Raw genomic sequence first — 23389 nt, 5'->3', positions numbered from 1 at the left:
TCAGATGCCGCGGATCGACGACCGGCAGGGCCCGGGCGCGACGGCGGAGATCCCGGCCGTGCCGCGTGACGACAACCGGCAGGGCCCCGGCTCTCCGGCCGACTTCGGCACGGGTGCTCCCCAGCACGCGGACCCGTTCGTCCGCCCGGACGTCTTCGGCGCCCCGGCCGGCCGCCGCGACCCGTCACCCTCCGCGAGCCAGTACCCGGCCCCGCAGTCGTACGACAACGGCTCGACGGGCCAGTACCCGGCGCCGCGTCAGGACAACGGTGCGACCGGCCAGTACCCGGCCCCGCAGTCGTACGACAACGGCTCGACGGGCCAGTTCCCGGCGCCGCGTCAGGACAACGGTGCGACCGGCCAGTTCCCGGCACACCGGCAGGACGGCAACGCCACCGGCCAGTACCCGGCCGCCCGCCAGGACAACGGCTCCGGGCGGCCGACCCTCCCGGGTCCGGCCACACCGGCCGACCCGACGGGCCGGGGCCAGTACGAGCGGCCTCAGGTCAACGGCGCCCGGGGCGATGCCGACTTCGGCGCCCCGCGTCCGCCGGCCCGGCAGGAGCCCGAGGCCCTGCCGCCGGCGTCCGGTCCGGGCGACGGGCGTACTCCGCTGTACGACACGCTGGAGACCAACTGGTTCCACGGCGCTCAGCAGGAACAACAGAACAACCAGCAGGACCAGCGGGAACAGCAGGACCGGCAGCCGCAGAGCAACGGCTCGGCTCCGGCCCCGCAGCAGCCGCAGGGACCCACCGGTCCGCAGCGGTCCGCCCCCGCCGGCTGGCGCAGCTCGCCGAACGACGATCTCGTCCGGCAGGCCGAGCGCGTCCGTCAGCCCGCCGCAGGTGGGATCACCACCTCAGGCCTGCCTCGCCGGGTGCCCCGGGCGAACCTCGTTCCGGGCACGGCTCAGCAGCAACCGCAGCAGAGCGGTCCGCAGATCTCGCGCGCCCCCGATGACGTGCGCGGTCGGCTGACCAATCTCCGTCGGGGTATAGCACAGGGTCGTCAGGCCGGGTCCACGCAGACCGGCAGCTACCCTCGGCCCTCTCACCAGCAGGAGCGTTAGTTGAGTCCGATGAGCCAGGCGGCACAGAACCTCAACTGGTTGATCACCAACTTCGTGGACAACACCCCCGGGGTGTCCCACACCGTCGTCGTGTCCGCCGACGGCCTCCTCCTGGCGATGTCGGAGGGCTTCCCGCGCGACCGCGCGGACCAGCTCGCGGCCGTCGCCTCCGGCCTGACGTCCCTGACGGCGGGCGCCTCGCGGATCTTCGAGGGAGGCAGCGTCGCGCAGACGGTCGTGGAGATGGAACGGGGGTTCCTGTTCCTCATGTCCGTCTCGGACGGCTCGTCACTGGCCGTCCTCGCCCACCCCGAATGCGACATCGGCCTCGTCGGCTACGAGATGGCGCTCCTGGTCGACCGCGCGGGCGCGGTCCTCACCCCCGACCTGCGAGCTGAGCTCCAAGGCAGTCTGCTCCATTGATCGGCCCCGGCAACACCCGTCTCACCACATCACCGTCCGGCCGCCACACACCCCACACAGGCCTCGTCAGACGGCTCGACTGACCGACTTGCTGTCCCGCCCGGAGGACCCATGACCCCGCCCCACGCCTCTCATGATCCGTACGCGGAGCCGTACGAGGACGAGGGCGACCAGCCGCTGGTACGGCCTTATGCCATGACCGGTGGCCGGACGCGGCCGCGCTACCAACTGGCCATCGAGGCACTGATCAGTACGACCGCCGACCCGGCCGCGCTCATGGCGCTGCTCCCGGAGCACCAGCGCATCTGCCACCTGTGCCGCGAGGTGAAGTCGGTGGCCGAGGTCTCGGCGCTGCTCAACATGCCGCTCGGGGTGGCCCGGATCCTGGTCGCGGACCTCGCCGAGGCCGGTCTCGTCGCGATCCACCAGCCGGGCGGCGACGAGGCCACCGGTGCGCCGGACGTGACACTGCTCGAAAGGGTGCTCAGTGGACTTCGCAAGCTCTGACGCGGGTCGTTCCACCACGTCCGCGAAGATCGTGGTGGCAGGCGGCTTCGGCGTGGGCAAGACCACGTTCGTCGGCGCCGTCTCGGAGATCAACCCGCTGCGCACGGAGGCCGTGATGACCTCCGCCAGCGCGGGGATCGACGACCTCACCCACACCGGGGACAAGACCACCACCACGGTGGCCATGGACTTCGGCCGTATCACCCTGGACCAGGACCTGATCCTGTACCTGTTCGGTACGCCGGGTCAGGACCGCTTCTGGTTCATGTGGGACGACCTGGTGCGCGGCGCGATCGGCGCGGTGGTGCTCGTGGACACCCGGCGCCTCGCCGACTGCTTCCCGGCCGTCGACTACTTCGAGAACAGCGGCCTGCCGTTCGTCATCGCCCTGAACGGCTTCGACGGCCAGCAGCCGTACACGCCGGACGAGGTGCGTGAGGCGCTCCAGATCGGGCCGGACGCCCCGATCATCACGACGGACGCCCGGCACCGGGCCGACGCCAAGAGTGCGCTGATCACGCTCGTCGAGCACGCTCTGATGGCACGGCTGAGGTAGCACAGCAATTCAGAAGCGGCATACGGCAGTTGTCGTAGATACACCGGAGCCGACTGTGTCCTTTGACACGGTCGGCCCCGGTGTTCATAACGTTTCGGCAGAGGAATCCGGTGGTACGGCCACGCGTCGCGCACATCCGGTCTCGCTGCGCTCACAATCGCCCCGCCTTTTGGCGGGGCTCGCTCTTTATGACCGTTTTATCTGCGGCTTACATCGCCGGGAATCCGCCCCCCGGACTGTTTGGAAGAGCGCAGGTCGTCGTGCTGGAATGCCTGAACTGCCCAATAGTCAATGACGTACTCGTCAGCCGATGGCGTGTTGGGCTCTGAGACACTGCGGCACAACGTTGGTGCCGACCGCCGAGAGGTTGTTGGTCGAGTGAGGCGAAGCAAGAACAGTCCCGAGCCGTCGGCCCGGGGCAACTTCACCCCGCCGCCGCGCACAGCGGCGCCCGCCCCCGTGCCCGGTTCGGAGCCGACGGCCGCGCCCGCCCAGAGCGGTGGCCGTCTCTCCCCGCGCAACTGGCGCGTGGCGACCAGGCTCAACGCGATCCTGCTCATACCCGTGCTGGTCGGCCTCGTCATGGGCGGCTTCCAGGTGAAGAGCTCGATCGACACCTGGCAGGAAGCCGAGGACGCGAAGAACACCGCACGCCTGGTGCGGGCCTCCCTCCTCTACGCCAACGCCCTCTACAACGAGCGTGACGCCTCGGCGGCGCCGCTGCTGAAGGGCAGCGCCCAGACCGCCCAGGACAAGGCGACCGTCACCCAGGTCCGCAAGTCCACCGACCAGGCGGCCGACGCCTTCGACGCCGCGGCCGAGAACATGCCGGCCAAGCCCGGTCTGGAGCGCCGGCTGGACCTCTTCCGCAAGGCGGAGCCCAAGCTGCAGACGCTGCGCCAGGCCGCGTACACCCCCAAGCTCAAGGGCGTGCAGACCGAGGAGGGCTACGTCGAGATAGCCCACCCGCTGACGGAGTTCGCCAACGAGCTGGGCCTCGGCACCGGCAACATCACGAGCTACGGCCGGACCGTGTACGCCATGGAGCTCACCAAGGCGGCCCTGTCGCTGCAGCGCTCCATCGGCATGCACATCCTGGTCAAGCCGGGCCCGGACGAAGGCAACCTGGCCAGCCAGCGCATCGCGCTGTCCTCGTACGCCTACCTCGAGCGCATCGCCATCGGCGAGTACATCGGTGGCGGCACCGAGCAGGACGCGAACAAGCTCAAGACGGCCGAGGCCCAGATCAGGGCCGACGGCGCCGCGATGGCCCGCGAGGCCAAGGCCAAGAACCCGGACTACGTTCCGCCGCCGTCCAACCCCACGACGATGGTCTCGGCCGTCGCGACGCTGCAGAGCACGGACCCGAGTGCCCGTGCCGCGCTCGCCGAGAAGGGCGTCACCGCGGAGAACTGGTGGGCGGTCAACACGCTCAAGTTCAACGCGTACGAGAAGATCGAGACGGACATGGCCGACAAGGCCGTGAGCGAAGCCTCCGACATCGCCGACGGCGCCCAGCAGGACGCCTACATCACCGGTGCCGCCGTCGTCGTCGCCCTGCTCCTCGCCTTCATCCTGGCCGGCGCGGTGGCCCGCCAGATGAGCCGCTCGATGCGCCAGCTGCGCAACGCCGCCTTCGGTATCGCCGAGCAGCGCCTGCCGATGCTGGTCGACCAGCTCTCGCGCACCGACCCCGGCCGCGTCGACACCCGCGTCCAGGCCATCCCGATCTCCACCACGGACGAGATCGGCGAGGTCGCCCGCGCCTTCGACCAGGTCCACCGCGAGGCCGTCCGGCTCGCCGCCGAGCAGGCCCTGCTGCGGGGCAACATCAACGCGATCTTCACCAACCTGTCGCGCCGCAACCAGTCCCTGATCGAGGGTCAGCTGACCCTGATCACCGACCTGGAGAACAACGAGGCCGACCCGGACCAGCTGGAGAACCTCTTCAAGCTGGACCACCTCGCGACCCGTATGCGCCGCAACGGCGAGAACCTCCTCGTCCTCGCCGGCGAGGAGCCCGGCCGCCGCTGGGACCAGCCGGTGCCGCTGGTCGACGTGCTCCGCGCGGCCTCCTCCGAGGTGGAGCAGTACGAGCGCATCGAGCTCTCCGGCGTCCCGGAGGCCGAGATCCACGGCCGCGCCGTGACCGACCTCGTGCACCTGCTCGCCGAGCTGCTGGAGAACGCCACGACGTTCTCCTCCCCGCAGACCAAGGTTCGCGTGACCGCCACCCGTCTCCCCGACGGCCGGGTCATGATCGAGATCCACGACAAGGGCATCGGCCTCACCGCCGAGGACTTCGCGGACATCAACCACAAGCTGGCCAACCCGCCGACCGTGGACGCCGCGATCTCGCAGCGCATGGGCCTGTTCGTGGTCGGCCGGCTGTCCGACCGGCACGGGATCCGCGTCCAGCTGCGCCCCTCGGGCGAGCAGGCCGGTACGACGTCGCTGGTCATGCTGCCCGACGCGATCACCCACGGCGGTGGCGGCGAGCACCATGTGGACCGCGACGAGTTCACCGTCTCGCAGATCATCCCGGAGCAGAACTTCGGCGGCGGCGAGAACTTCAACCAGCAGCCCATGCGCACGGCGGCGGAGCTCGGCTTCGACGACACCCGTTATGCGGACGTCCCCGACGACATACGCGAGCTGGACCCGGTCGGCCGCTCCCTGATGCGCGAGGAGCGCAGGGCGGCCCTGGAGGCCCAGTCGCACGAGCAGCCCGCCCTGCCCGGGCAGAACTCCCAGGAGCCCACCGAGGCGACCGGGTACCGCGACGAGTACAACGGGCAGCAGGGCTACGACAGCGGCCCGGGCTACGACACCGGCCGGACCGGCTACCCGGAGCAGCAGTACGACCGTCAGGCGGCCTACGAGGAGCAGCAGCAGGCGCCGTACGAGGAGCAGCGGCACGCGGCGTACGACGAGCCGCAGCGGCCTGCGTACGACGAGCAGTACTACGCGCCGAACGGCGGCCTGCCGCAGAACGACACCTTCTCGCCGAACGGCGGCTACCCGGAGCCCTCCTATGCGGAGCCGGCCCAGGAAGAGCCCTCGGCGCCGGGTGCCGACGTGCCCGACAGCTTCCCGGCCTTCGAGCAGCGGCGTTACCAGGACGACTGGCCGCAGCAGGACGGCTACCAGAACGGCTACCAGAACCAGTACCCTTCTCAGACCCCGGAAACGGAATCTGCGCAGGCCGCTGACGCGAACGAGCAGGACCGCGTAGGCTTCGACCGTCCGGGACCGGCCCACTCCGCCGCCCACTCGCTGACCGACTCGGGGCTCCCCCGCCGCGGTTCCGCCGCGAGCGGTGCGAACGGCACGGGCGGCGCCCGGCAGGCGAGCCAGGAGCCTCCGGCCTCCACCCCGGAGAGCAACGGCGACAGCAACTGGCGCTCGGCGAACGACGAGCGCTGGCAGCAGGCCTCGCAGCTCCGGAAGCCCAGGGCGGGCGGGGTCACCTCCTCCGGCCTGCCGAGGCGGGTACCCAAGGCCAATCTGATCGAGGGTGCCGCCGAAAGCACCCCCCAGGGAGGCCCACAGGTCTCCCGCGCCCCGGAGGACGTCCGGGGCAGGCTGAGCAACCTGCGTCGCGGCGTACAGCGCGGACGTAACGCAGGCAGTGAAACGAACGGCCAGGGCTTCGGTCCTGACAGCACCTACAACCAGGAGCGTTAGTGTGAGCCCGATGAGCCAGGCGGCACAGAACCTGAACTGGTTGATCACCAACTTCGTGGACAACACCCCGGGGGTGTCCCACACGGTGGTGGTCTCCGCCGACGGACTCCTTCTGGCGATGTCCGAAGGCTTCCCCCGCGACCGCGCCGACCAGCTCGCGGCCGTCGCATCCGGTCTGACGTCACTGACGGCCGGTGCTTCCCGGATCTTCGAGGGAGGCGCCGTGAACCAGACGGTTGTGGAGATGGAGCGGGGATTCCTCTTCATCATGTCCGTATCCGACGGCTCTTCGCTCGCGGTTCTCGCACATCCGGAGGCGGACATCGGCCTCATCGGATACGAGATGGCGCTGCTTGTGGACCGAGCCGGTACGGTCCTGACACCGGACCTTCGTGCGGAGCTCCAGGGGAGCCTGCTCAACTAACAGACGGACGGTGCGTTTTGGCGTCCCCTGGCCGTAAGGTCTTGGGACGCGGCTCCACAGCGATGGGTGCCAGGCACAGTCGGAGGAGGAGAAAGTGGCAACACCCCCAGGCGGTTCGTCTTCGGGCAACTGGTCGTACGGCCCTGCCCAGGGCCAGGGCGACGGTGGGCAGAACCCGAACCGTTACAACTTCCCCTCCGCACCGAGCCACCGGCAGCCGTACGCGCCACAGGGCCCCGGCCCGTCGCCGTACGACCAGCCGCCGGCCCCGCGTATCCAGCCTGTGCAGCCGCAGCGCCGCAGCCCCGAGCCGGCGCCCGCCGGGGCGTCGAACAACCCGTTGGTGCGTCCGTACGCCATGACCGGTGGCCGGACCCGCCCGCGTTACCAGCTCGCCATCGAGGCGCTGGTGCACACCACTGCGCAGCCGCACCAGATGCAGGGCCAGTTGCCCGAGCATCAGCGGATCTGCAACCTCTGCCGGGAAATCAAGTCGGTCGCCGAGATCTCGGCGCTCCTCACGATCCCTCTCGGCGTGGCCAGGATCCTCGTCGCCGACTTGGCGGAGGCGGGACTGGTCGCGATCCATCAGCCCGGCGGCGACGAGAACGCCGGCGGCCAGCCAGACGTGACACTGCTCGAAAGGGTGCTCAGTGGACTTCGCAAGCTCTAGCGGCGGTCCTTCCCGCTCCACCACCTCGGCGAAGATCGTGGTGGCGGGTGGCTTCGGCGTGGGCAAGACCACGTTCGTCGGGGCCGTCTCGGAGATCAACCCGCTGCGTACCGAGGCCGTCATGACGTCAGCTTCGGCCGGCATCGACGACCTCACCCACACCGGGGACAAGACCACCACCACGGTGGCCATGGACTTCGGCCGTATCACCCTGGACCAGGACCTGATCCTGTACCTGTTCGGTACGCCGGGCCAGGACCGCTTCTGGTTCATGTGGGACGACCTGGTACGCGGCGCGATCGGCGCGATCGTCCTGGTGGACACGCGCCGCCTCGCCGACTGCTTCCCGGCCGTCGACTACTTCGAGAACAGCGGCCTGCCGTTCGTCATCGCCCTGAACGGCTTCGACGGCCAGCAGCCGTACACGCCGGACGAGGTGCGTGAGGCGCTCCAGATCGGGCCGGACACGCCGATCATCACGACGGACGCCCGGCACCGGGCCGACGCCAAGAGTGCGCTGATCACGCTCGTCGAGCACGCTCTGATGGCACGGCTTCGGTAGTCAGTTGCTTGTGGGACAGCCCCTGGCGGCCTCTGGGCTGCCGGGGGCTGTCGCGTTGGCGGGGGCTGTCGCGTTGCCGGGTGCGGGGTTGTGGGGGCTGATCGCGCCCACGCGGCGGAGCCGCACATCGATACAGCCCCGCGCCCCCAGAAACGAAAACGAGAGGCCCCTCCGTGTGGAGGGGCCTCTCATGGGGCTGGGGGTCAGCGCCAGCTGTGCGGGGCCCTGAAGCCCGGCTCGCGCTCGAGGCGGCGCCAGCCGGCCTTCACGCGGCCGCGGTGCGACGGGGTCGGGTCGGTGGGGCGGGCGGCGGCGCGGGCCAGGAGGATCGCCGTGATGGCGGCGACTTCCTCGGGCTCGGCGTGGCCCTTCTCGACGCGGATGTCAGGGGTGTCCATGGGTGTCAGTCTCCGTGAGGAAGATGTCCGCCAGGTTACTGCGGCGGGTTGCCGTGCTTGCGGGAGGGCAGGTCGGCGTGCTTGGTCTGGAGCATCGCCAGGGACTTGATCAGTACCTCGCGGGTTTCCGAGGGGTCGATCACGTCGTCGACGAGTCCGCGCTCGGCCGCGTAGTACGGGTGCATCAGCTCGGACTTGTACTCCTTGACCATGCGGGCCCGCATGGCCTCGGGGTCCTCGGCGTCGGCGATCTGGCGGCGGAAGATGACGTTGGCGGCACCCTCGGCGCCCATGACGGCGATCTCGTTGGTCGGCCAGGCGTAGGTGAGGTCCGCCCCGATGGACTGGCTGTCCATGACGATGTACGCACCTCCGTAGGCCTTGCGCAGGATCAGCGAGATCCGGGGCACGGTCGCGTTGCAGTAGGCGTACAGCAGCTTCGCGCCGTGGCGGATGATTCCACCGTGCTCCTGGTCGACGCCCGGCAGGAAGCCGGGGACGTCCAGAAGGGTGATGATCGGGATGTTGAAGGCGTCGCACATCTGGACGAAGCGGGCCGCCTTCTCGGAGGCCTCGATGTCCAGGACACCGGCGAGCGACTGGGGCTGGTTGGCGACGATGCCGACGACCTGGCCGTCCATGCGGCCCAGCGCGCAGATGATGTTCCGCGCCCAGCGCTCGTGGACCTCCAGGTACTCGCCGTCGTCGACGATCTCCTCGATGACCTTGGCCATGTCGTAGGGCCGGTTGCCGTCGGCCGGGACCAGGTCCAGCAGGACGTCCGAGCGGCGGTCCACCGCGTCGGAGGACTCCGCGCGGGGCGGGTTCTCGCGGTTGTTCTGCGGGAGCAGGGACAGGAGGTAGCGCACCTCGGCGATGCACGTCTCCTCGTCGTCGTAGGCGAAGTGGCAGACACCGCTGGTCTCGGCGTGCACGTCGGCGCCGCCCAGGCCGTTCTGGGTGATCTCCTCGCCGGTGACGGCCTTGACCACGTCCGGGCCGGTGATGAACATCTGCGAGGTGTCGCGGACCATGAACACGAAGTCCGTGAGCGCCGGGCTGTAGGCGGCGCCGCCCGCGCACGGGCCGAGCATCACCGAGATCTGCGGGATGACACCCGAGGCCTTGGTGTTGCGCTGGAAGATGCCGCCGTAGCCGGCGAGCGCCGATACGCCCTCCTGGATGCGGGCACCCGCGCCGTCGTTCAGGGAGACCAGCGGGGCACCGGCCGCGATGGCCATGTCCATGATCTTGTGGATCTTGGTGGCGTGGGCCTCGCCCAGCGCACCGCCGAAGATGCGGAAGTCATGGGCGTAGACGAAGACCGTGCGGCCCTCCACCGTGCCCCAGCCGGTGATCACACCGTCGGTGTACGGCTTCTTGGTCTCCAGGCCGAAGCCCTGGGCCCGGTGCCGGCGCAGCTGCTCGACCTCGCGGAAGGACTCCGGGTCGAGGAGCAGCTCGATGCGCTCCCGCGCGGTCAGCTTGCCCTTGGCGTGCTGCGCCTCGGTCGCCTTCTCGCTCGGGCCGGCCACCGCCTGCGCACGGATCTCGTGCAGTTCGGCCACGCGTCCACGCGCGTCGGTCGGCTCACCCGGCGCCTCATCCAAAACGGTCATGTAGTGACCTTACGAAGACAACCGAGGATTGCGAGCCGTCGACTCCTCACAGTCTCCGGCGTGTTTTCCTGGTACCCCTGAACAGAACCATGGCGGGGTACAGCCTTTTCGACTGCTCAGAGGGTGTGCGGCTTGTAGGGGTCGCACAAGGCCGTCAGTCGAGAGTCACCTCACAAACATGCGTGGCGCATGCCTCCCCCGGGGTGACGCGCACCCGCAGCCGGCGGCCCGCGGAGAGCACGTCGACCGACTCGTCCGCGCGGACGACCCCGCGGACCGGGCGGTGCCAGATGATCTCCAGCGGCCGGCCCGTGCGGGGCGGTTCGCTCACACAGAGGGTAGCGGTCCGGCCCCGGCGGACGGTCAGCACGCTCGCGCCGGCGGAGGCCGTGAGCGGTCCCGCCGTGCCGGCCCGCCAGAAGTTCGCGGCCGTGCAGCCGAGGGAGGGCACGGTGACCGCCTGGCGGCCGGCGTCGTTGGCGAGGACCGACAGCCAGCGGCGGTCGGCGGCGCGGCGTGCGACCGCGCGGCGGGACGCCCTCGGCATCAGCAGGTAGGCGTACGTGGCGTCCGCCGGGTCGGTGCCGTGGTCGAGCCAGAGGGTCTGCCAGCGGCGGGTACGCCGCTCCGGGGTGCTGCCGGTGTTGATGTCGGACCAGGCTCCGGTGCGGTCCTCGCGCAGCACCCGCGGCTCGCCGTCGAGCAGGACCCAGCCGCCGTGGTCCTCCAGGTGGGCCCAGTTCCCGGCCCGGGTGAAGCGCTGGGTGCCCGCCTCGCCGAGGTTGCGGTTGTCGACGACCGTCTCGACCGGGACGCCGTCGGCGCAGCTGATCCCGGCGCCCAGGCAGATCACCGCGTCCGCGACGCAGAACCAGGACTTGCGGGCCTGGAGGGTGGAGCCGAGGCCCTTGAGGTGCTGGCCGAGGGCCGCGTACTCACCGTCGGTGGTGCCGCCGACCCAGCGCGCGTCCGGGCGGGCCTCGCCCCACTCGCCGCCTTCCCGGTCGGCGAGGCGCTTGGTGGAGACGGTGGTGCCGGGCAGGCGGTACCAGTCGACGGTCGGCCAGTACCAGTCCGTGTACTGGTCGCTCGCTCCGGCCCACCAGCTCACCATCCCGGCGCCGGTGTGCCAGCCGCGCGGGTTCTCGCCGTTGCCGCACTCGTAGTGGGCGATGCGGTCGCTGGCCATGGCGATGTTCACGGTGAAGCCGGGGCGGCGGTGGACGGCGCGGTCCATGGCGGCGAAGAGGCGGTGTCCGGTGGGTTCGGGGGCGGCCGGGACGGGCGAGGCGGCGACCGTGTGGAGCCGCGCCAGGTCGGCCACGCCGAACTGGCGTGCCGTCAGGATCGGGCTGACCGTGTCGCGTTCGATCCAGCCCTTGATCCGGGCGTGCCAGCGGTCGCGTTCCGCCGGGCTCGCGCCGGCCGCGAGCAGGGCGATGGCCGCGATGAGCTGCTGGCCGTGGAAGTGGTCGCCGCGCATGACCTGGCGGTCGTCGGTGGTGAGGTAGCCGCGGCTGATGGCCCGGCCGTTGACGCTGTCCATGACGAGCCCGTCGTGGATGAGCGGTGCGTAGGCCTGTTCGACGCTGTCGAGGATGATCTGCCGGTTCGGGTCGGTGACCTCCCAGTCGGACCCCGCGAGCAGGGTGAACAGCCGGCCGAGGCCGTCGAGCACGACCTGCCCGTACGTGCCCGAGTAGGCGACCCGGGTGTGCTGGACGAAGGAGCCGTCGGCGTAGAGGCCGTCGCCCCGGGTGACGTACGGGAAGACCGGGGAGAGCGCGTCGCGGGCGAGGGCGATCTTGGCCGGGGCGCGGCCGAGGATGCCGCGCAGGGCGACGGAGCGGCACAGGTCGACACGGTTGGCGCCGGTGGACGTGCCGGAATAGTCCCGATGCCGAGTCGAGTCGAGACGAGTGTCGACTGCGGCCAGCCCGCGGCGACCGCGGGCTCCCCCAACCGTTGTACAGACAGCGCGTGATGTCCGTGAAGCCAGGCCCGGGCTGCCGATTCTGCCCCTCTCCCACCCATTTCCTATACGGGTGGTGGAGGGGTTTTAAACCGTGGCGGAAGAAGAGGTTCTGAGCCCCCCCACAAGTTTTCGGAGACCAACCCGGGTTCCGCGGTCGACCCGGTCCCCTGCTGGACGTAGGCCTGGGTCATGGTCCACAGGCGGCCGTAGCTTCGGGTGATGCCGGCCGGCGGGTCGAAGGGGTGGCCGGGCCAGAGGGAGTTCGCCGCCGGGGCCATGCCCGCGCGCAGGTCACGGGCGAGCCGGCCGGTCTCGGCGAGCCGGGCGGCGTACGGCTGCGCGGCCGGGTCGTAGCCGGTGCCGAGGGCGATGTCGAGCCAACGTCGTCGGAGGGTGTCGTAGGGGTCCGTGTCGGAGTCGCCCGGGGCGGGGAGCGTGGGCGTCGCACCGCCGGTGGCCGCCAGGGCCGCGGCCGCCAGCAGCAGGGCACGGCGGCTGGGCCCGGGCAGGGCGACGGCGGCCCGGGCCGTGAGGCGGGAGAAGACGCGACGCTGGAAAGTCATGTCCATGCCCTACCACGGGGAGAGGTCCACCTGAACGGACGATTCGGCCGGAGTGACCGGGAGACCGGGAGACCGGAGTGACCGGGGAGGGGCGACGGCTCCGGGTGCCGGGGCCGGGTCAGCCGAAGCGGTCGAGCAGGCGCCGGCACAGCCCCGGGGCCAGGGCGCGGACACGGGACGGGAGGGTGAGCCAGCCGGGGACGTAGGCGTCGTCGCGGCTCTGGCGCACGGCCTCCCAGACCACGCCGGCCACGGCCCCGGGCGAGATCTGCCGGGGCCGGGAGCGGTCGTAGGACCTGCCGCGGCGGGTGTGGAAGGGCGTGTCGACGGGGCCGGGCACGACGAGCGTGACACCCACGCCGGTGCCGCGCAGTTCCTGGCGCAGCGCCTCGGCGAAGACGGCCAGACCGGCCTTGGCGGCGGAGTACACCGCTTCCTCCCGGATGCCCAGGCAGCCCGCCAGCGAGCCGAACAGCACCACCCGGCCGCGGCCGGCCGCGATCATGGAGGGCAGGACCTCGCGCACGAGGTGGAGCGTGGCGTTGAGGTCCAGGGCCAGTACGCGGTCGATGTCGGTGTGCGGCATGGCGGCGAAGGGGCCGGCCCAGCCGATGCCCGCCCCGGCGACCAGGACGTCGATGCGGCCGGTCGCGCGCAGCGCGGACTGGGCCAGCAGGCGCGGGCCGTCCGGGGCGGCGAGGTCGGCGGGCAGCACGACGGCCGAGGTGCCGGACGCCGTCTGCTCCAGGCGGTTCCGGTCGCGCCCGCTGAGGAGCAGTTGCCAGCCGTCCATGGCGAAGCGCCGTGCCGTGGCCGCCCCGATGCCCGAGGACGCACCGGTGACGAGGGCCACGCGCCGGTCCAGGCGCCGCGGCGGGCCGTGCTCGCGCGCCCTGGCGGGGCCGGGGGACGTGGAGCGGTAGCGATGTGAAGCGGCGCCCGCCGGTGGGTCGTGGGCCGATCCGGAACCGGTGAGTGTCACGAGTCGGTCTCCCCTGCGCTGTGCGTCGGCCGTGGGCTCGTCTGTCTCCATACGGTCCCTAAAAACGGAACCCTGTCTCTCAGGACACCGCCACCGGACATCGATCCGGCGGGTCCTGCCCACCCGGTCCGGCGGGGCCCGCTCCCTTGGTGAACCGAGGCCGGTCCGTTCCGCACCGGAGTCCGGCGGGACCACCCCTGCGTGCCGCGCGGTGCCGCCAGGCGGCGGTATGGGCGGCCCAAGCCGGGTTCGAAGACACACCGGCCGCAATGTTGAGCATGGAACGGAATAGGTCTACGGTGGGCCGCGTTGATGTAGTTCAACGTTCAACATCAATCGCAGGAGGAGCACACCCCATGAGCATCTTCAGCCGCAACGACGCCGAGACCACCACCGCCGCCACGGACCTGACCGCCCTCACCGGCGACTACACGATCGACCCCGCGCACTCGACGATCGGTTTCGTCGCCCGGCACGCCATGGTCACCAACGTCAAGGGCAGCTTCCAGGACTTCACGGGCACGCTCCACCTCGACGGCACCGACCCGTCGCGCTCCACGGCCTCCATCGACGTGGTGATGGACAGCATCGGGACGGGCAACGCCGACCGCGACGGCCACCTGAAGAGCGCGGACTTCTTCAAGACCGACGAGTTCCCGACCATGACCTTCCGCTCCACGAAGGTGGAGGACCTCGGCGGCGGCGACTACCGCGTCACCGGCGATCTGACGATCCTCGGCACCACTCGCCCCCTCTCCATCGACCTCGAGTTCAACGGCGCCGCGAAGGACCCCTTCGGCAACGAGCGCGTCGGCTTCGAGGGCAAGGCGGAGATCCTGCGCTCCGAGTGGGGCCTGACCTGGAACGCCGCGCTGGAGACCGGTGGTGTCCTGGTCTCCGACAAGATCAAGCTCAACTTCGACATCTCGGCGATCAGGAACGCCTGAGGCCGGCAACGGTGCCGCACGGGCCCGACCCGTGCGGCATGGCCGAATCGGGCCCCTTGTGTGAAGTCTGTCGGCGTTCTCATAATCCAGCAGCAGAATTTTGACCGGTCCATGCCAGCACGGGGCCGTTCTTTTTTGACCCTGCTGCTGACATGCGCTCGTCAAACGGATGCTTCGGTTGCACGTCTCCCCGAGTCAACCCCCCACGGAAGGCATCACGTTGAAGAGACTTCTCACGGCCCTCAAGAGATGCGCGGTCCTCGGCGCCGCCGCGCTCGCGATCGCCAGCCTCCAGCCCGTCTCCGCCGCGCAGGCCGCCCCGTCGCCCGTCGTCGGCGGGACGCGCGCCGCGCAGGGCGAGTTCCCGTTCATGGTCCGGCTCTCCATGGGCTGCGGCGGCGCGCTCTACACCCAGCAGATCGTGCTCACGGCCGCGCACTGCGTGGGCAGTTCGGGCAACAACACGAGCATCACCGCCACCGCCGGGGTCGTCGACCTCCAGTCCACCAGCGGCCGGGTCCAGGTCCGCTCCACCAAGGTGCTCCGCGCGCCCGGCTACAACGGCACCGGGAAGGACTGGGCGCTGATCAAGCTCGCCCAGCCCATCAACCTGCCGACCCTGAAGATCGCCACCACCACGCAGTACAACACCGGTGACTTCACCATCGCCGGGTGGGGCGCGAACCGCGAGGGCGGTTCCCAGCAGCGCTACCTCCTCAAGGCCACCGTGCCCTTCGTCGGTGACGCCGCCTGCAAGGCCTACGGCGGCCTCTACAGCGACCTCGTCGCGAACGAGGAGATCTGCGCCGGGTTCGACGCGGGCGGTGTCGACACCTGCCAGGGCGACTCCGGCGGCCCGATGTTCCGTAAGGACAACGCCGGCGGCTGGATCCAGGTCGGCATCGTCAGCTGGGGCGAGGGCTGCGCCCGGCCCGAGGCCCCCGGCGTCTACACGGAGGTCTCGACGTTCGCCTCCGCCATCGCCTCGGCGGCGTCCACACTCTGACCCGCCCCATGGCTTTCCGGGCCCGGCACCGCGCGGTGCCGGGCCCGTTTCGCCGCCGTCACCGGCCGGACTCCAGCTTCCTGACCGCCGCGCCCACCCGGGCCGCCCGGCCGGACGCGGTCCGGGCACGGAGCACGCCGAGCATCACGAGGTACCGGTCCGTCCGCCCCAGCGCCTCGAAGGCGGCCGCGGCCCGAGGGTTCCGCCCCAGCGCCGCCGCCAGGTCTTCAGGGACCCCGGCCTCCCGCTGCGACGCGTACGCCGCCTCCCACCGCCAGTCCTCCCTCGCCGCCGCCACCTCCGCGAGCCCGGCGGGCCGTATCCGCCCTGCGGCGGCGAGCTCCCCGACCCGCCGGACGTTGACCAGGAACCAGAGGCTGCCGGGGCGCCGCGGGGTGATCCGCTGGAGGTAGTACGACTCGTCGAGCCCCTTGCGCTGCCCGGTGATCCAGCCATGGCACAGCGCCAGGTCGTTGACGTCGGCGGCGCTGACGGAAGGGATGCCCGAATCCTTCTTGGCGACCTTGACCCAGAGGCCGGGACACGGGGCGGGGTGGGCGGTCAGCCAGGAGTCCAGGGCGGCGACGGTTGTGAAGGCGAGCGGGCCTCCGGAGGCGGTCATGGCGCCACCGTAGGGCGCGAGTAGGACAGGAGCTGTCCGCTACTGCAGAGCCGTCCGCTACGGGAGCAGGGCGGCCGCCTGTTCACGCGCGTGGGCGACGGCGTCCGGGAAGACGCCCAGACCGTGGGCGACGAGCGCCCCCTCGTGCAGGAGCATCAGCGTCCGGGCCAATGAGTCCGCCCCCTCGGGTGCGATCTCCGCGGCGAGACGTGTGAACAGGTCGAGCATCCACGCCTTCTGGCCGGTGATGATCGGGTGGGCCGGGTGGGCGGGGTCGCTGATCTCCGCGTGCGCGTTGACCATGCCGCAGCCCTTCGGGCTGCTCTCCGGCACCCATGCGCGTGAGGCGTCGAAGACCGCCAGGACGCGCTCCCCCGGGTCCGGCCCCGCCGCGTCGAGCCGCTCGCCGAGGAAGGCCCGCCAGCGCTCGTCGCGGTCCGCCAGGTACTCCACGACGATCTGATCCTTGGAGCCGAACCGGTCGTAGAGGGTCTTCTTCGTCACCCCGGCCTCGGCGGCGATGAGGTCGACGCCGACGGCGTGGATGCCGCGCTCGTAGAAGAGCCGCTCGGCGGCCGCCAGGGCACGGCGGGCGGCGGGCGTCATGGTGATACGGCGCGGGGTCTCGGCGGGGGTACCCATGGCACTCGAGTATACCGATCTGTATAGTGCGCGGGACACGGGTAAACCGATCTGTCTACTGGTTGTGATGTCGTGAACATCCTCCTTTCCATCGCCTTCGTCCTGTGCTGGAGCTCCGGTTTCATCGGGGCCAAGCTCGGTGCCGGCAGCGCGTCCGCGATCACGGTCCTGATGTGGCGGTTCCTGCCGCTGGCCGTCGTGCTCCTCGCCGTCGCCCTCGTCATGCGGTCTGCCTGGCGGGGGCTCACCGCCCGGGACGTGACCCGGCAGGCCGTGATCGGCCTGCTGTCGCAGAGCGGCTATCTGCTCAGCGTCTACTACGCCATCCAGCTCGGTGTCTCCAGCGGCACGACGGCCCTGATCGACGGAGTGCAGCCACTCGTCGCCGGAGCGCTCGCGGGACCGCTGCTGGGGCAGTACGTCTCGGGACGGCAGTGGGTGGGCCTGGCCCTCGGGCTGAGCGGCGTCGCCGTGGTCACACTGGCCGACGCGGCGGCCGGCACCGACGCCGCCTGGTGGGCGTACGCCGTGCCGCTGCTCGGCATGCTGGCCCTGGTCGCGGCGACGTTCCTGGAGAGCCGGTCGCGCTCGCGGGTGGCCCCCTCGGTGTCGCTGACCGTCCACTGCGCCACCAGCGCGGTCCTCTTCTCCCTGCTGGCCCTGGCCACCGGGGCCGCCGCGCCGCCCGCCGACGCGGGGTTCTGGGTGGCGGTCGCCTGGCTCGTGGGGCTGTCCACCTTCGGCGGCTACGGGCTGTACTGGCTCATCCTGGAGCGTTCCGGGGTGACCGAGGTCAACACGCTGATGTTCCTGATGGCGCCGGTCACCGCCGTGTGGGGCGCGCTCGCGTTCGGTGAGCCGTTCGGCGCGCAGACCGCTCTGGGGCTGGCCGTCTGTCTGGCGGCGGTCGTCATCGTGCACCGGCCCGGCGCCCGGCCCGGTCAGACGGAACAACCGGTGGATCAGGGCGGCCGCGACCGCCTGGCCTCCGTTCCGTGTCCAGCCCCGAGTCCGACAGACCCGAACCACCGGCTCTCCGGTGGCTGTTCGGGACGTTGACGCCGGGCCGCTGAGGCCCGCTCACCCCGCTGCCGGATCGCCGTCCGACGTGTCATGTCCGTCGTCGGCCTTCGGGTGCGGAGCTACGGCGCTGAACTCAGCGCCAACGGCGGCGAGCCGCGAGCAACCACACATACCGCCTGGTCACAGGCACCGGCCCCGCACGCGGGCCGGGAAGCGCTACGCACGCGAGCCGGGAAGCGCCACGGGGCAGAGCTCAGCCGCGCGGGGCCGGCTCAGAAGCCGCCGCCGAAGTCGCCTCCCCCGCCGAAGTCGCCTCCACCGAAGCCCCCTCCGAACCCGCCCCCGAAGTCGCCCGCGTCGAAGTCCCCGCCGGAGATGTCGCCGCCGTCGTAGCCGCCGAAGTCGCCGTAGCCGGAGCCGTAGTCGGCCGCGTAGGCGGGGCCGGCCATCATGCTGCCGAGCAGGGTGCCGACGAGGAGGCCGGGCAGGAGGCCGCCGCCGAAGTAGCCGCCGGCCCAGGGGCCGTACGCCGGGCCGGCCTCCCAGTACGGGCGGCGGCCGTGTTCGGTGTCGACCTCGCGGATCACCGGGTCGCGGCCCTCGGCGAGACGGGTCCGGTCGGCCGCGCAGACCGGCACCTCGCGCTCGGTGCCGGCCGGGGGCGTCCAGGAGGCGTCGGCGACCGAGGGGCCGTGGCGCGGGTCGAAGAAGCAGGGCGGGCGGCGCTCCGGCAGCGGGCCGCCCGCACGGCGGGCGGCGAGCGTCGCGAGGGAGAACCGGCCGTCCTCCACGGCCTCGGTGACGGCCTTGACGTCCTCCGGTCTCGTCGCGGCGTCCATCAGGGACTTGGCCTGTTCGTAGGCGTCGAGGGCGCGCTCGTAGTCGGCGCGCATCGCGTCGTCGGCGCCGGGCTCCCCGGGGTGGAAGTCGAGGCGGTCGAGTTCCTCGCCGAATGCGGTGATGTCCTCGTCGACCACCACCCGCAGCTTCGCCAGCGCGGCCCGCTGCTCCTCCTCGTGGCGGCGGCGGTTGCGCCGGACCACCGCGTAGGCGCCCGCGCCGCCGGCCGCGACCAGGACGCCGAACGTGACGAGACCGCCGACCGGCACGTCACGGCCCGAGCCGTCGCTCCAGCTGCTCGGCGCCGAACCGCCCACGTTGCGCAGGGCGTCGTCGACGAAGTCGTTCAGCTGGGCCTTGGCGTCGCCCGCGCCCTGGACCGCCTTGACCAGGTTGGACACCGACTGGCGGCTCATCACCGCGCTGTCGGCCCGGGCGTCGAACGCGTCGCCGAGGCGGATGCCGTACAGGCCGGTGATGCCGGTCTCGGTGCGGAGGTTACGGAAGAGGTCCTGCGTGGGGTAGCCGGCCGGCAGGACCGCCACGAAGACGGGCTTGTCGGCGTCCTTGATCTTGGCGGCGAGTGCCTCCGCGTCCGACGCGGCCAGCTGGTCGGAGGCGGCCGGGTCGACGTAGACGGGACTCTGGCGCAGTTCCTGGGCGACCTTCGAGAGGTCGGTGGCCGCGTGTGCGCCGGGCGCACCGGCCATCAGCACCGCCAGTACGGCGGCGACCGGCACGATCAACAGACGTACGAGGGTACGCGTCAGCGCGGCCTTCATATCTTCGAAGTTACCCGAATCGGCACAGAATGGGAGATCGGCCGGGGCGGGGATTTCGGGGGGCGACTGCCCCTACGATGCCTTCTGGCTTACTGCCGTGCGCGGGTCGGCCGGTCCGGGCCGGCGGTCGCAGCTGAAGGGGCGGAGACAGAGGCATGTTCGGAAGACGCAGGGCCGCGGACATGACGGTGTCCGCACTCGCCGAGCTGGATCGGTCGCGTACGCGGGCCGACCTGTTGTGGGAGCTGTTCCGGCACGCCGAGGCGGAGGTGACGGGGGCGATCGGCTGGTACCTGGCGCGCCGCCGGGGGCCGTCGCTGTGGTCGCGTTCGCTGCGGGCGCTGGCCGCGCTGCTGGGCATCGTCGGCACGCTCACTCCGCTGGTGCACGCGGCGGCCCCCACGACCGTGCGGCCCGAGTGGGGTTTCGTGTTCCTGGCCGGCGGGGCGGGGTGCGTCCTGTTCGACCGGATCTTCGGTTTCTCGGCGTCCTGGACCCGCTACATCCGTACGCAACAGGCCCTCCAGCAGATCCTCAAGCGGGCGCAGTCCGAGTGGGCGCAGGCGTTCCTGCGGACCACCGACTCCCCCAGCGACAAGGAGCAGGCGGCCCTGCTCGGGGTGATCGAGCGACTGCGCACGGACGCCCAGCGGATCATCGAGGACGAGGGCACGGCATGGGTCGGCTACCTGGCCGACGGCGTCGAGGAGCTGACCCGCTCCACCACCCACGCCACCGGCCAGCGTCCCCAGACCGCGGGCCTCTTCCGCCTCGACCGGGCGCCCGGACGTGACCGGGGCGGCGAGATCCCGGCACCGCGTTCCCGGGACACGGCGATGTGAGTCGCGCCCCGGGAGAGTCGTCGGCTACTCGGCCGGATCCACCCCGGCCCGCAGCAGCCCGTAGGTGTACGCGTCCTCCAGGGCCTGCCAGCTCGCGGCGATGACGTTCTCGGCGACGCCCACCGTGGACCACTCGCCCGCGCCGTCGGACGTGGAGATCAGGACGCGGGTCGTCGAGTTGGTGCCGTGCCTGCCCTCCAGGATGCGGACCTTGTAGTCCACCAGCTCCAGCTTGGCGAGCTGCGGGTAGATCTTCTCCAGGCCCACGCGCAGGGCCCGGTCGAGGGCGTTCACCGGGCCGTTGCCCTCGGCCGTGGCGACGATGCGCTCGCCCTTGGCCCAGAGCTTGACCGTGGCCTCGTTGGCGTGGGAGCCGTCGGGCCGGTCCTCGACGATGGCGCGCCAGGACTCGACCTCGAAGTACCGCAGCGGCCTGCCCTGGACCTCGGTGCGCAGGAGGAGTTCGAAGGAGGCGTCGGCCGCCTCGTACGTGTAGCCCTCGAGCTCGCGCGCCTTGACCCGTTCGACCACCCGGCCGACCAGCTCCCGGTCGCCGCCCAGGTCGACGCCGAGCTCCTTGCCCTTGAGCTCGATGGAGGCCCGGCCGGCCATGTCGGAGACCAGCATCCGCATGGTGTTGCCGACCAGCTCCGGGTCGATGTGCTGGTACAGGTCCGGGTCGACCTTGATGGCCGAGGCGTGCAGTCCCGCCTTGTGGGCGAAGGCGGAGAGGCCGACGTAGGGCTGGTGCGTGGAGGGGGTCAGGTTGACCACCTCGGCGATCGCGTGCGAGATGCGCGTCATCTCGCGCAGCCGGCCCTCGGGCAGGACCTTCTTGCCGTACTTCAGTTCCAGCGCCGCCACGACCGGGAAGAGGTTGGCGTTGCCGACGCGCTCGCCGTACCCGTTGGCGGTGCACTGCACGTGCGTCGCGCCCGCGTCGACGGCGGCCAGGGTGTTGGCCACCGCGCAGCCGGTGTCGTCCTGGGTGTGGATGCCGAGCCGGGCGCCGGTGTCGGCGAGGACCGTGGAGACGACCGCCTGGATCTGCGCCGGGAGCATGCCGCCGTTGGTGTCGCAGAGGATCACCACGTCCGCGCCCGCCTCGGACGCCGTGCGGACCACCGACTTCGCGTACTCGGGGTTCGCTCGGTAGCCGTCGAAGAAGTGCTCGCAGTCGACGAAGACCCGGCGGCCCTGCTCCTTGAGGAACGACACCGTGTCGCGGACCATCGCCAGGTTCTCGTCCAGGGTGGTGCGCAGGGCGAGCTCGACATGGCGGTCGTGGGACTTGGCGACCAGCGTGATCACCTGCGCCCCGGACTCCAGGAGCGCTCTGACCTGCGGGTCCTCGGCCGCGGTCGCGCCGGCGCGGCGGGTGGAGCCGAACGCGACCAGCTGGGCGTGCCGGAAGTCGATCTCCTGCTGGGCGCGGGCGAAGAACTCGGTGTCGCGGGGGTTCGCGCCCGGCCAGCCGCCCTCGATGAAGCCCACGCCGAAGTCGTCCAGGTGCCGGGCGATGGCGAGCTTGTCGGCGACGGTGAGGTTGATGCCCTCCCGCTGGGCGCCGTCGCGCAGGGTGGTGTCGAAGACGTGGAAGGAATCGTCGAGCTCGCTGGTCTCGGTCATGGTCTCAAGGCTCCTGAGGATTGGATCTCGGTCGTACCGGAATGACCGGCTCCACCGCCCCCACATACTCCCTCGCGCTCTCGCTTCTGGCGGCGGGTGGGCCAGAAAAGCGAAAAACCTCTCGCGGGTGCGAGAGGTCTGCGCGCGGGTCGAGGACGACGGTGTCCGCCCGTACCTGGTCGTACGTGGCGGTCACTGCGGACCGGCGCGCCTGCTGCCAATAATCGTGGCGAACGAGAGCACGGGGGCAGTCTGGCACAGCCCCCGCACCTCACTCACGGTTGTCTCAGAATGCGGTCGGTCACCCGAGATGGCGGACATAGACGTGCGAGGTGTCGTACGTGTCGCCGGGCACGAGGTCGGGCGAGGAGCTGCTGAAGGCGACCTGGCGGCCGTTCCGGTCGAGCACCGGGGCGGACACGCTCTGGTCGTTCGGGCCGCCCTCGGTGTCCGGGCTGGCCAGGACGGTGCGCCCGGTCCGCAGGTCGCGTACGTACGCGCGATACGTGTAGCTGGTGTCGCCCGGGTCGGCCGAGACGAAGGCCAGATGCCGGTTGTCGCCGCTGAGCTGCGGATGGGCGGTGAAGGCGGCCGGGTCGGCGGCGTCGATGCGCCGGAGTCCTCCCGTCTTCAGGTCCCGGACGAAGACGTTGTGCCCCTTGTTGGTGTCGTCCGGGGTGAGCCGCGAGTCGAGCGAGTTGAAGACCGCGTACCGGCCGTCGGCGCTGATCTGCGGGAACTCGGTCTGCCCGTCGGACGTCCTGCCGTCCGGCGCCCGGTCGGCCTGGATCAGCTCGCCGCTCGGCACGTCACGGACCCAGGCGTCGCTCCAGTCGCCCGAGGCGGGGTGCGGGACGAAGAACTGGTAGCCGACACGGCTGCCGTCGGCACTGATGGACGGGTTGGTGGCGGCGGTCTTGCGGTCGCCCGGGGCGGGGACCTGGCTGATGCGGACGGCCTTGCCGCTGGTGCGGTCGACGCGGTAGACGCGGCCTCGGACATCGTCGCCCTGGGTGAGTCCGGAGCGCTCGGCGACGAAGGCGACGTAGCGGCCGTCGGCGCTGATGGCGGGCTGCCGGGCGGTGTCGTAGCCGGTGTCGACGGTGTCCTTGACGCGCTGGACGGTGCCGGCCTTGAGGTCCTTGACCCAGAGGTGGCCGAGGCCGTCGCCGGTGCCGGTGGCGCTGAAGGCCAGGTACCGGCCGTTGCCGCTCAGGGCGACGTCGTCGACGGGGCCCACGCCCGCCGCGGTGCTCACCAGCCGGGTCGTGCCGGTCTTCAGGTCGCGCACGAAGGCGTCTGCGGCGCCGTCGGTGTCACCGGCGACGAGATTGTCGGCGGTGGAGACGAAGGCCAGATGCCGGCCGTCGGCGCTCAGACTCGGCCCGCCGGAGGCGGCGTTGCCCTCGGAGCCGTCCGGGGCGACGCTCGCCTTCTCGGTCCGCGGCACCGGCGCCGGTGCGGCGGTCGCGGGCAGCGCGGCGGTGATGCCGAGCGTGACGGCCAGGGCCACGCCGAGCGCGCCGGACGTGGCCCTCCTGGTGCTGGTCATGTGCTGTTCCCCCTGTGTTCCCCGCAGTCCCCGTGTTCCCCGTGGACGCTGCTCCCCCGGCCC

At 71.3% G+C, this 23389-nt stretch carries 19 protein-coding genes and 2 pseudogenes; 12 read left to right on the top strand and 9 right to left on the bottom strand.

Features of this window, described 5'->3' with window-relative positions; all coding sequences use genetic code 11:
• The 8 genes and pseudogenes from SSQG_RS27685 to SSQG_RS27650 form a co-directional block, all read left to right on the top strand.
• Positions 1–1072: pseudogene (locus tag SSQG_RS27685) on the top strand (nitrate- and nitrite sensing domain-containing protein); the annotation flags it as partial.
• Between the two features lie 9 nt (positions 1073–1081).
• Positions 1082–1495, top strand: coding sequence for a roadblock/LC7 domain-containing protein (locus tag SSQG_RS27680; RefSeq protein ID WP_003993189.1), 414 nt, complete (start codon positions 1082–1084; stop codon positions 1493–1495).
• 111 nt (positions 1496–1606) lie between these two features.
• A complete protein-coding gene (locus SSQG_RS27675; RefSeq protein WP_003993188.1) occupies positions 1607–2002 on the top strand; it encodes a DUF742 domain-containing protein in 396 nt (131 codons plus the stop codon).
• Positions 1983–2558, top strand: coding sequence for a GTP-binding protein (locus SSQG_RS27670; RefSeq protein ID WP_003993187.1), 576 nt, complete (start codon positions 1983–1985; stop codon positions 2556–2558). The genes SSQG_RS27675 and SSQG_RS27670 overlap by 20 nt, the downstream gene beginning before the upstream one ends.
• Positions 2559–2936: 378 nt before the next feature.
• Positions 2937–6245, top strand: coding sequence for a sensor histidine kinase (locus SSQG_RS27665; RefSeq protein ID WP_003993186.1), 3309 nt, complete (start codon positions 2937–2939; stop codon positions 6243–6245).
• Positions 6246–6255: 10 nt separating this feature from the next.
• Positions 6256–6669, top strand: coding sequence for a roadblock/LC7 domain-containing protein (locus tag SSQG_RS27660; RefSeq protein WP_003993185.1), 414 nt, complete (start codon positions 6256–6258; stop codon positions 6667–6669).
• Positions 6670–6763: 94 nt separating this feature from the next.
• Positions 6764–7342: a DUF742 domain-containing protein gene (locus SSQG_RS27655; RefSeq protein ID WP_003993184.1), complete on the top strand. Its 579-nt coding sequence runs from the start codon at positions 6764–6766 to the stop codon at positions 7340–7342.
• Positions 7323–7904 carry a GTP-binding protein gene (locus SSQG_RS27650; protein ID WP_014675207.1) on the top strand — a complete coding sequence of 194 codons (582 nt, stop codon included), beginning with the start codon at positions 7323–7325 and terminating at the stop codon, positions 7902–7904. Before SSQG_RS27655 ends, SSQG_RS27650 begins: the two co-directional genes overlap by 20 nt.
• Before the next feature lie 203 nt (positions 7905–8107).
• Here the strand turns inward: SSQG_RS27650 and SSQG_RS27645 are convergent, their stop codons facing one another.
• The 4 genes and pseudogenes from SSQG_RS27645 to SSQG_RS27630 all read right to left on the bottom strand — a co-directional run bounded on the left by SSQG_RS27645 (position 8108) and on the right by SSQG_RS27630 (position 13441).
• Entirely contained in the window at positions 8108–8302 is a 195-nt protein-coding gene (locus SSQG_RS27645; protein ID WP_003993182.1) for an acyl-CoA carboxylase subunit epsilon, read from the bottom strand.
• Positions 8303–8337: 35 nt separating this feature from the next.
• Positions 8338–9921 carry an acyl-CoA carboxylase subunit beta gene (locus SSQG_RS27640; RefSeq protein WP_003993181.1) on the bottom strand — a complete coding sequence of 528 codons (1584 nt, stop codon included), beginning with the start codon at positions 9919–9921 and terminating at the stop codon, positions 8338–8340.
• A 154-nt stretch (positions 9922–10075) separates the two neighbouring features.
• Positions 10076–12465: pseudogene (locus tag SSQG_RS27635) on the bottom strand (polysaccharide lyase 8 family protein).
• Between the two features lie 112 nt (positions 12466–12577).
• A complete protein-coding gene (locus SSQG_RS27630; RefSeq protein ID WP_003993179.1) occupies positions 12578–13441 on the bottom strand; it encodes an SDR family NAD(P)-dependent oxidoreductase in 864 nt (287 codons plus the stop codon).
• A 356-nt stretch (positions 13442–13797) separates the two neighbouring features.
• On the opposite strand from SSQG_RS27630, the gene SSQG_RS27625 reads away from it, so the two are divergent.
• Both SSQG_RS27625 and SSQG_RS27620 read left to right on the top strand, forming a co-directional pair.
• The gene (locus SSQG_RS27625; protein WP_003993178.1) at positions 13798–14388 is read left to right on the top strand and encodes a YceI family protein; all 591 of its coding nucleotides are present in this window, start codon (positions 13798–13800) and stop codon (positions 14386–14388) included.
• A gap of 220 nt (positions 14389–14608) precedes the next feature.
• The gene (locus tag SSQG_RS27620; RefSeq protein WP_003993177.1) at positions 14609–15394 is read left to right on the top strand and encodes a S1 family peptidase; all 786 of its coding nucleotides are present in this window, start codon (positions 14609–14611) and stop codon (positions 15392–15394) included.
• 58 nt (positions 15395–15452) lie between these two features.
• On the opposite strand, the gene SSQG_RS27615 is transcribed toward SSQG_RS27620, so the two are convergent.
• Positions 15453–16016 (bottom strand): YdeI/OmpD-associated family protein, encoded by a 564-nt coding sequence (locus SSQG_RS27615; RefSeq protein ID WP_003993176.1) that lies wholly within the window; start codon positions 16014–16016, stop codon positions 15453–15455.
• Positions 16017–16073: 57 nt separating this feature from the next.
• Positions 16074–16658, bottom strand: coding sequence for a TetR/AcrR family transcriptional regulator (locus SSQG_RS27610; protein WP_003993175.1), 585 nt, complete (start codon positions 16656–16658; stop codon positions 16074–16076).
• 72 nt (positions 16659–16730) lie between these two features.
• Between SSQG_RS27610 and SSQG_RS27605 the strand changes: the two genes are divergently transcribed.
• Positions 16731–17717 carry a DMT family transporter gene (locus SSQG_RS27605; RefSeq protein ID WP_003993174.1) on the top strand — a complete coding sequence of 329 codons (987 nt, stop codon included), beginning with the start codon at positions 16731–16733 and terminating at the stop codon, positions 17715–17717.
• Between the two features lie 236 nt (positions 17718–17953).
• On the opposite strand, the gene SSQG_RS27600 is transcribed toward SSQG_RS27605, so the two are convergent.
• Positions 17954–19303: a hypothetical protein gene (locus SSQG_RS27600; protein ID WP_003993173.1), complete on the bottom strand. Its 1350-nt coding sequence runs from the start codon at positions 19301–19303 to the stop codon at positions 17954–17956.
• A gap of 155 nt (positions 19304–19458) precedes the next feature.
• On the opposite strand from SSQG_RS27600, the gene SSQG_RS38330 reads away from it, so the two are divergent.
• On the top strand, positions 19459–20145 hold the full coding sequence (locus SSQG_RS38330; RefSeq protein WP_003993172.1) for an SLATT domain-containing protein: 687 nt from the start codon (positions 19459–19461) through the stop codon (positions 20143–20145).
• Between the two features lie 24 nt (positions 20146–20169).
• Here SSQG_RS38330 and cimA read toward each other — a convergent pair whose 3' ends face one another.
• On the bottom strand, positions 20170–21774 hold the full coding sequence (cimA, locus tag SSQG_RS27590; protein WP_003993171.1) for a citramalate synthase: 1605 nt from the start codon (positions 21772–21774) through the stop codon (positions 20170–20172).
• A 301-nt stretch (positions 21775–22075) separates the two neighbouring features.
• A complete protein-coding gene (locus SSQG_RS27585) occupies positions 22076–23326 on the bottom strand; it encodes a PD40 domain-containing protein (protein WP_003993169.1) in 1251 nt (416 codons plus the stop codon).
• Positions 23327–23389 lie beyond the last annotated feature (63 nt).

The sequence above is a fragment of the Streptomyces viridochromogenes DSM 40736 genome (assembly GCF_000158955.1).
Lineage (GTDB): Bacteria > Actinomycetota > Actinomycetes > Streptomycetales > Streptomycetaceae > Streptomyces > Streptomyces venetus.
Note: the sequence above shows the minus strand (reverse complement) of the source record. Positions and strands in the feature narration are given on the sequence as shown.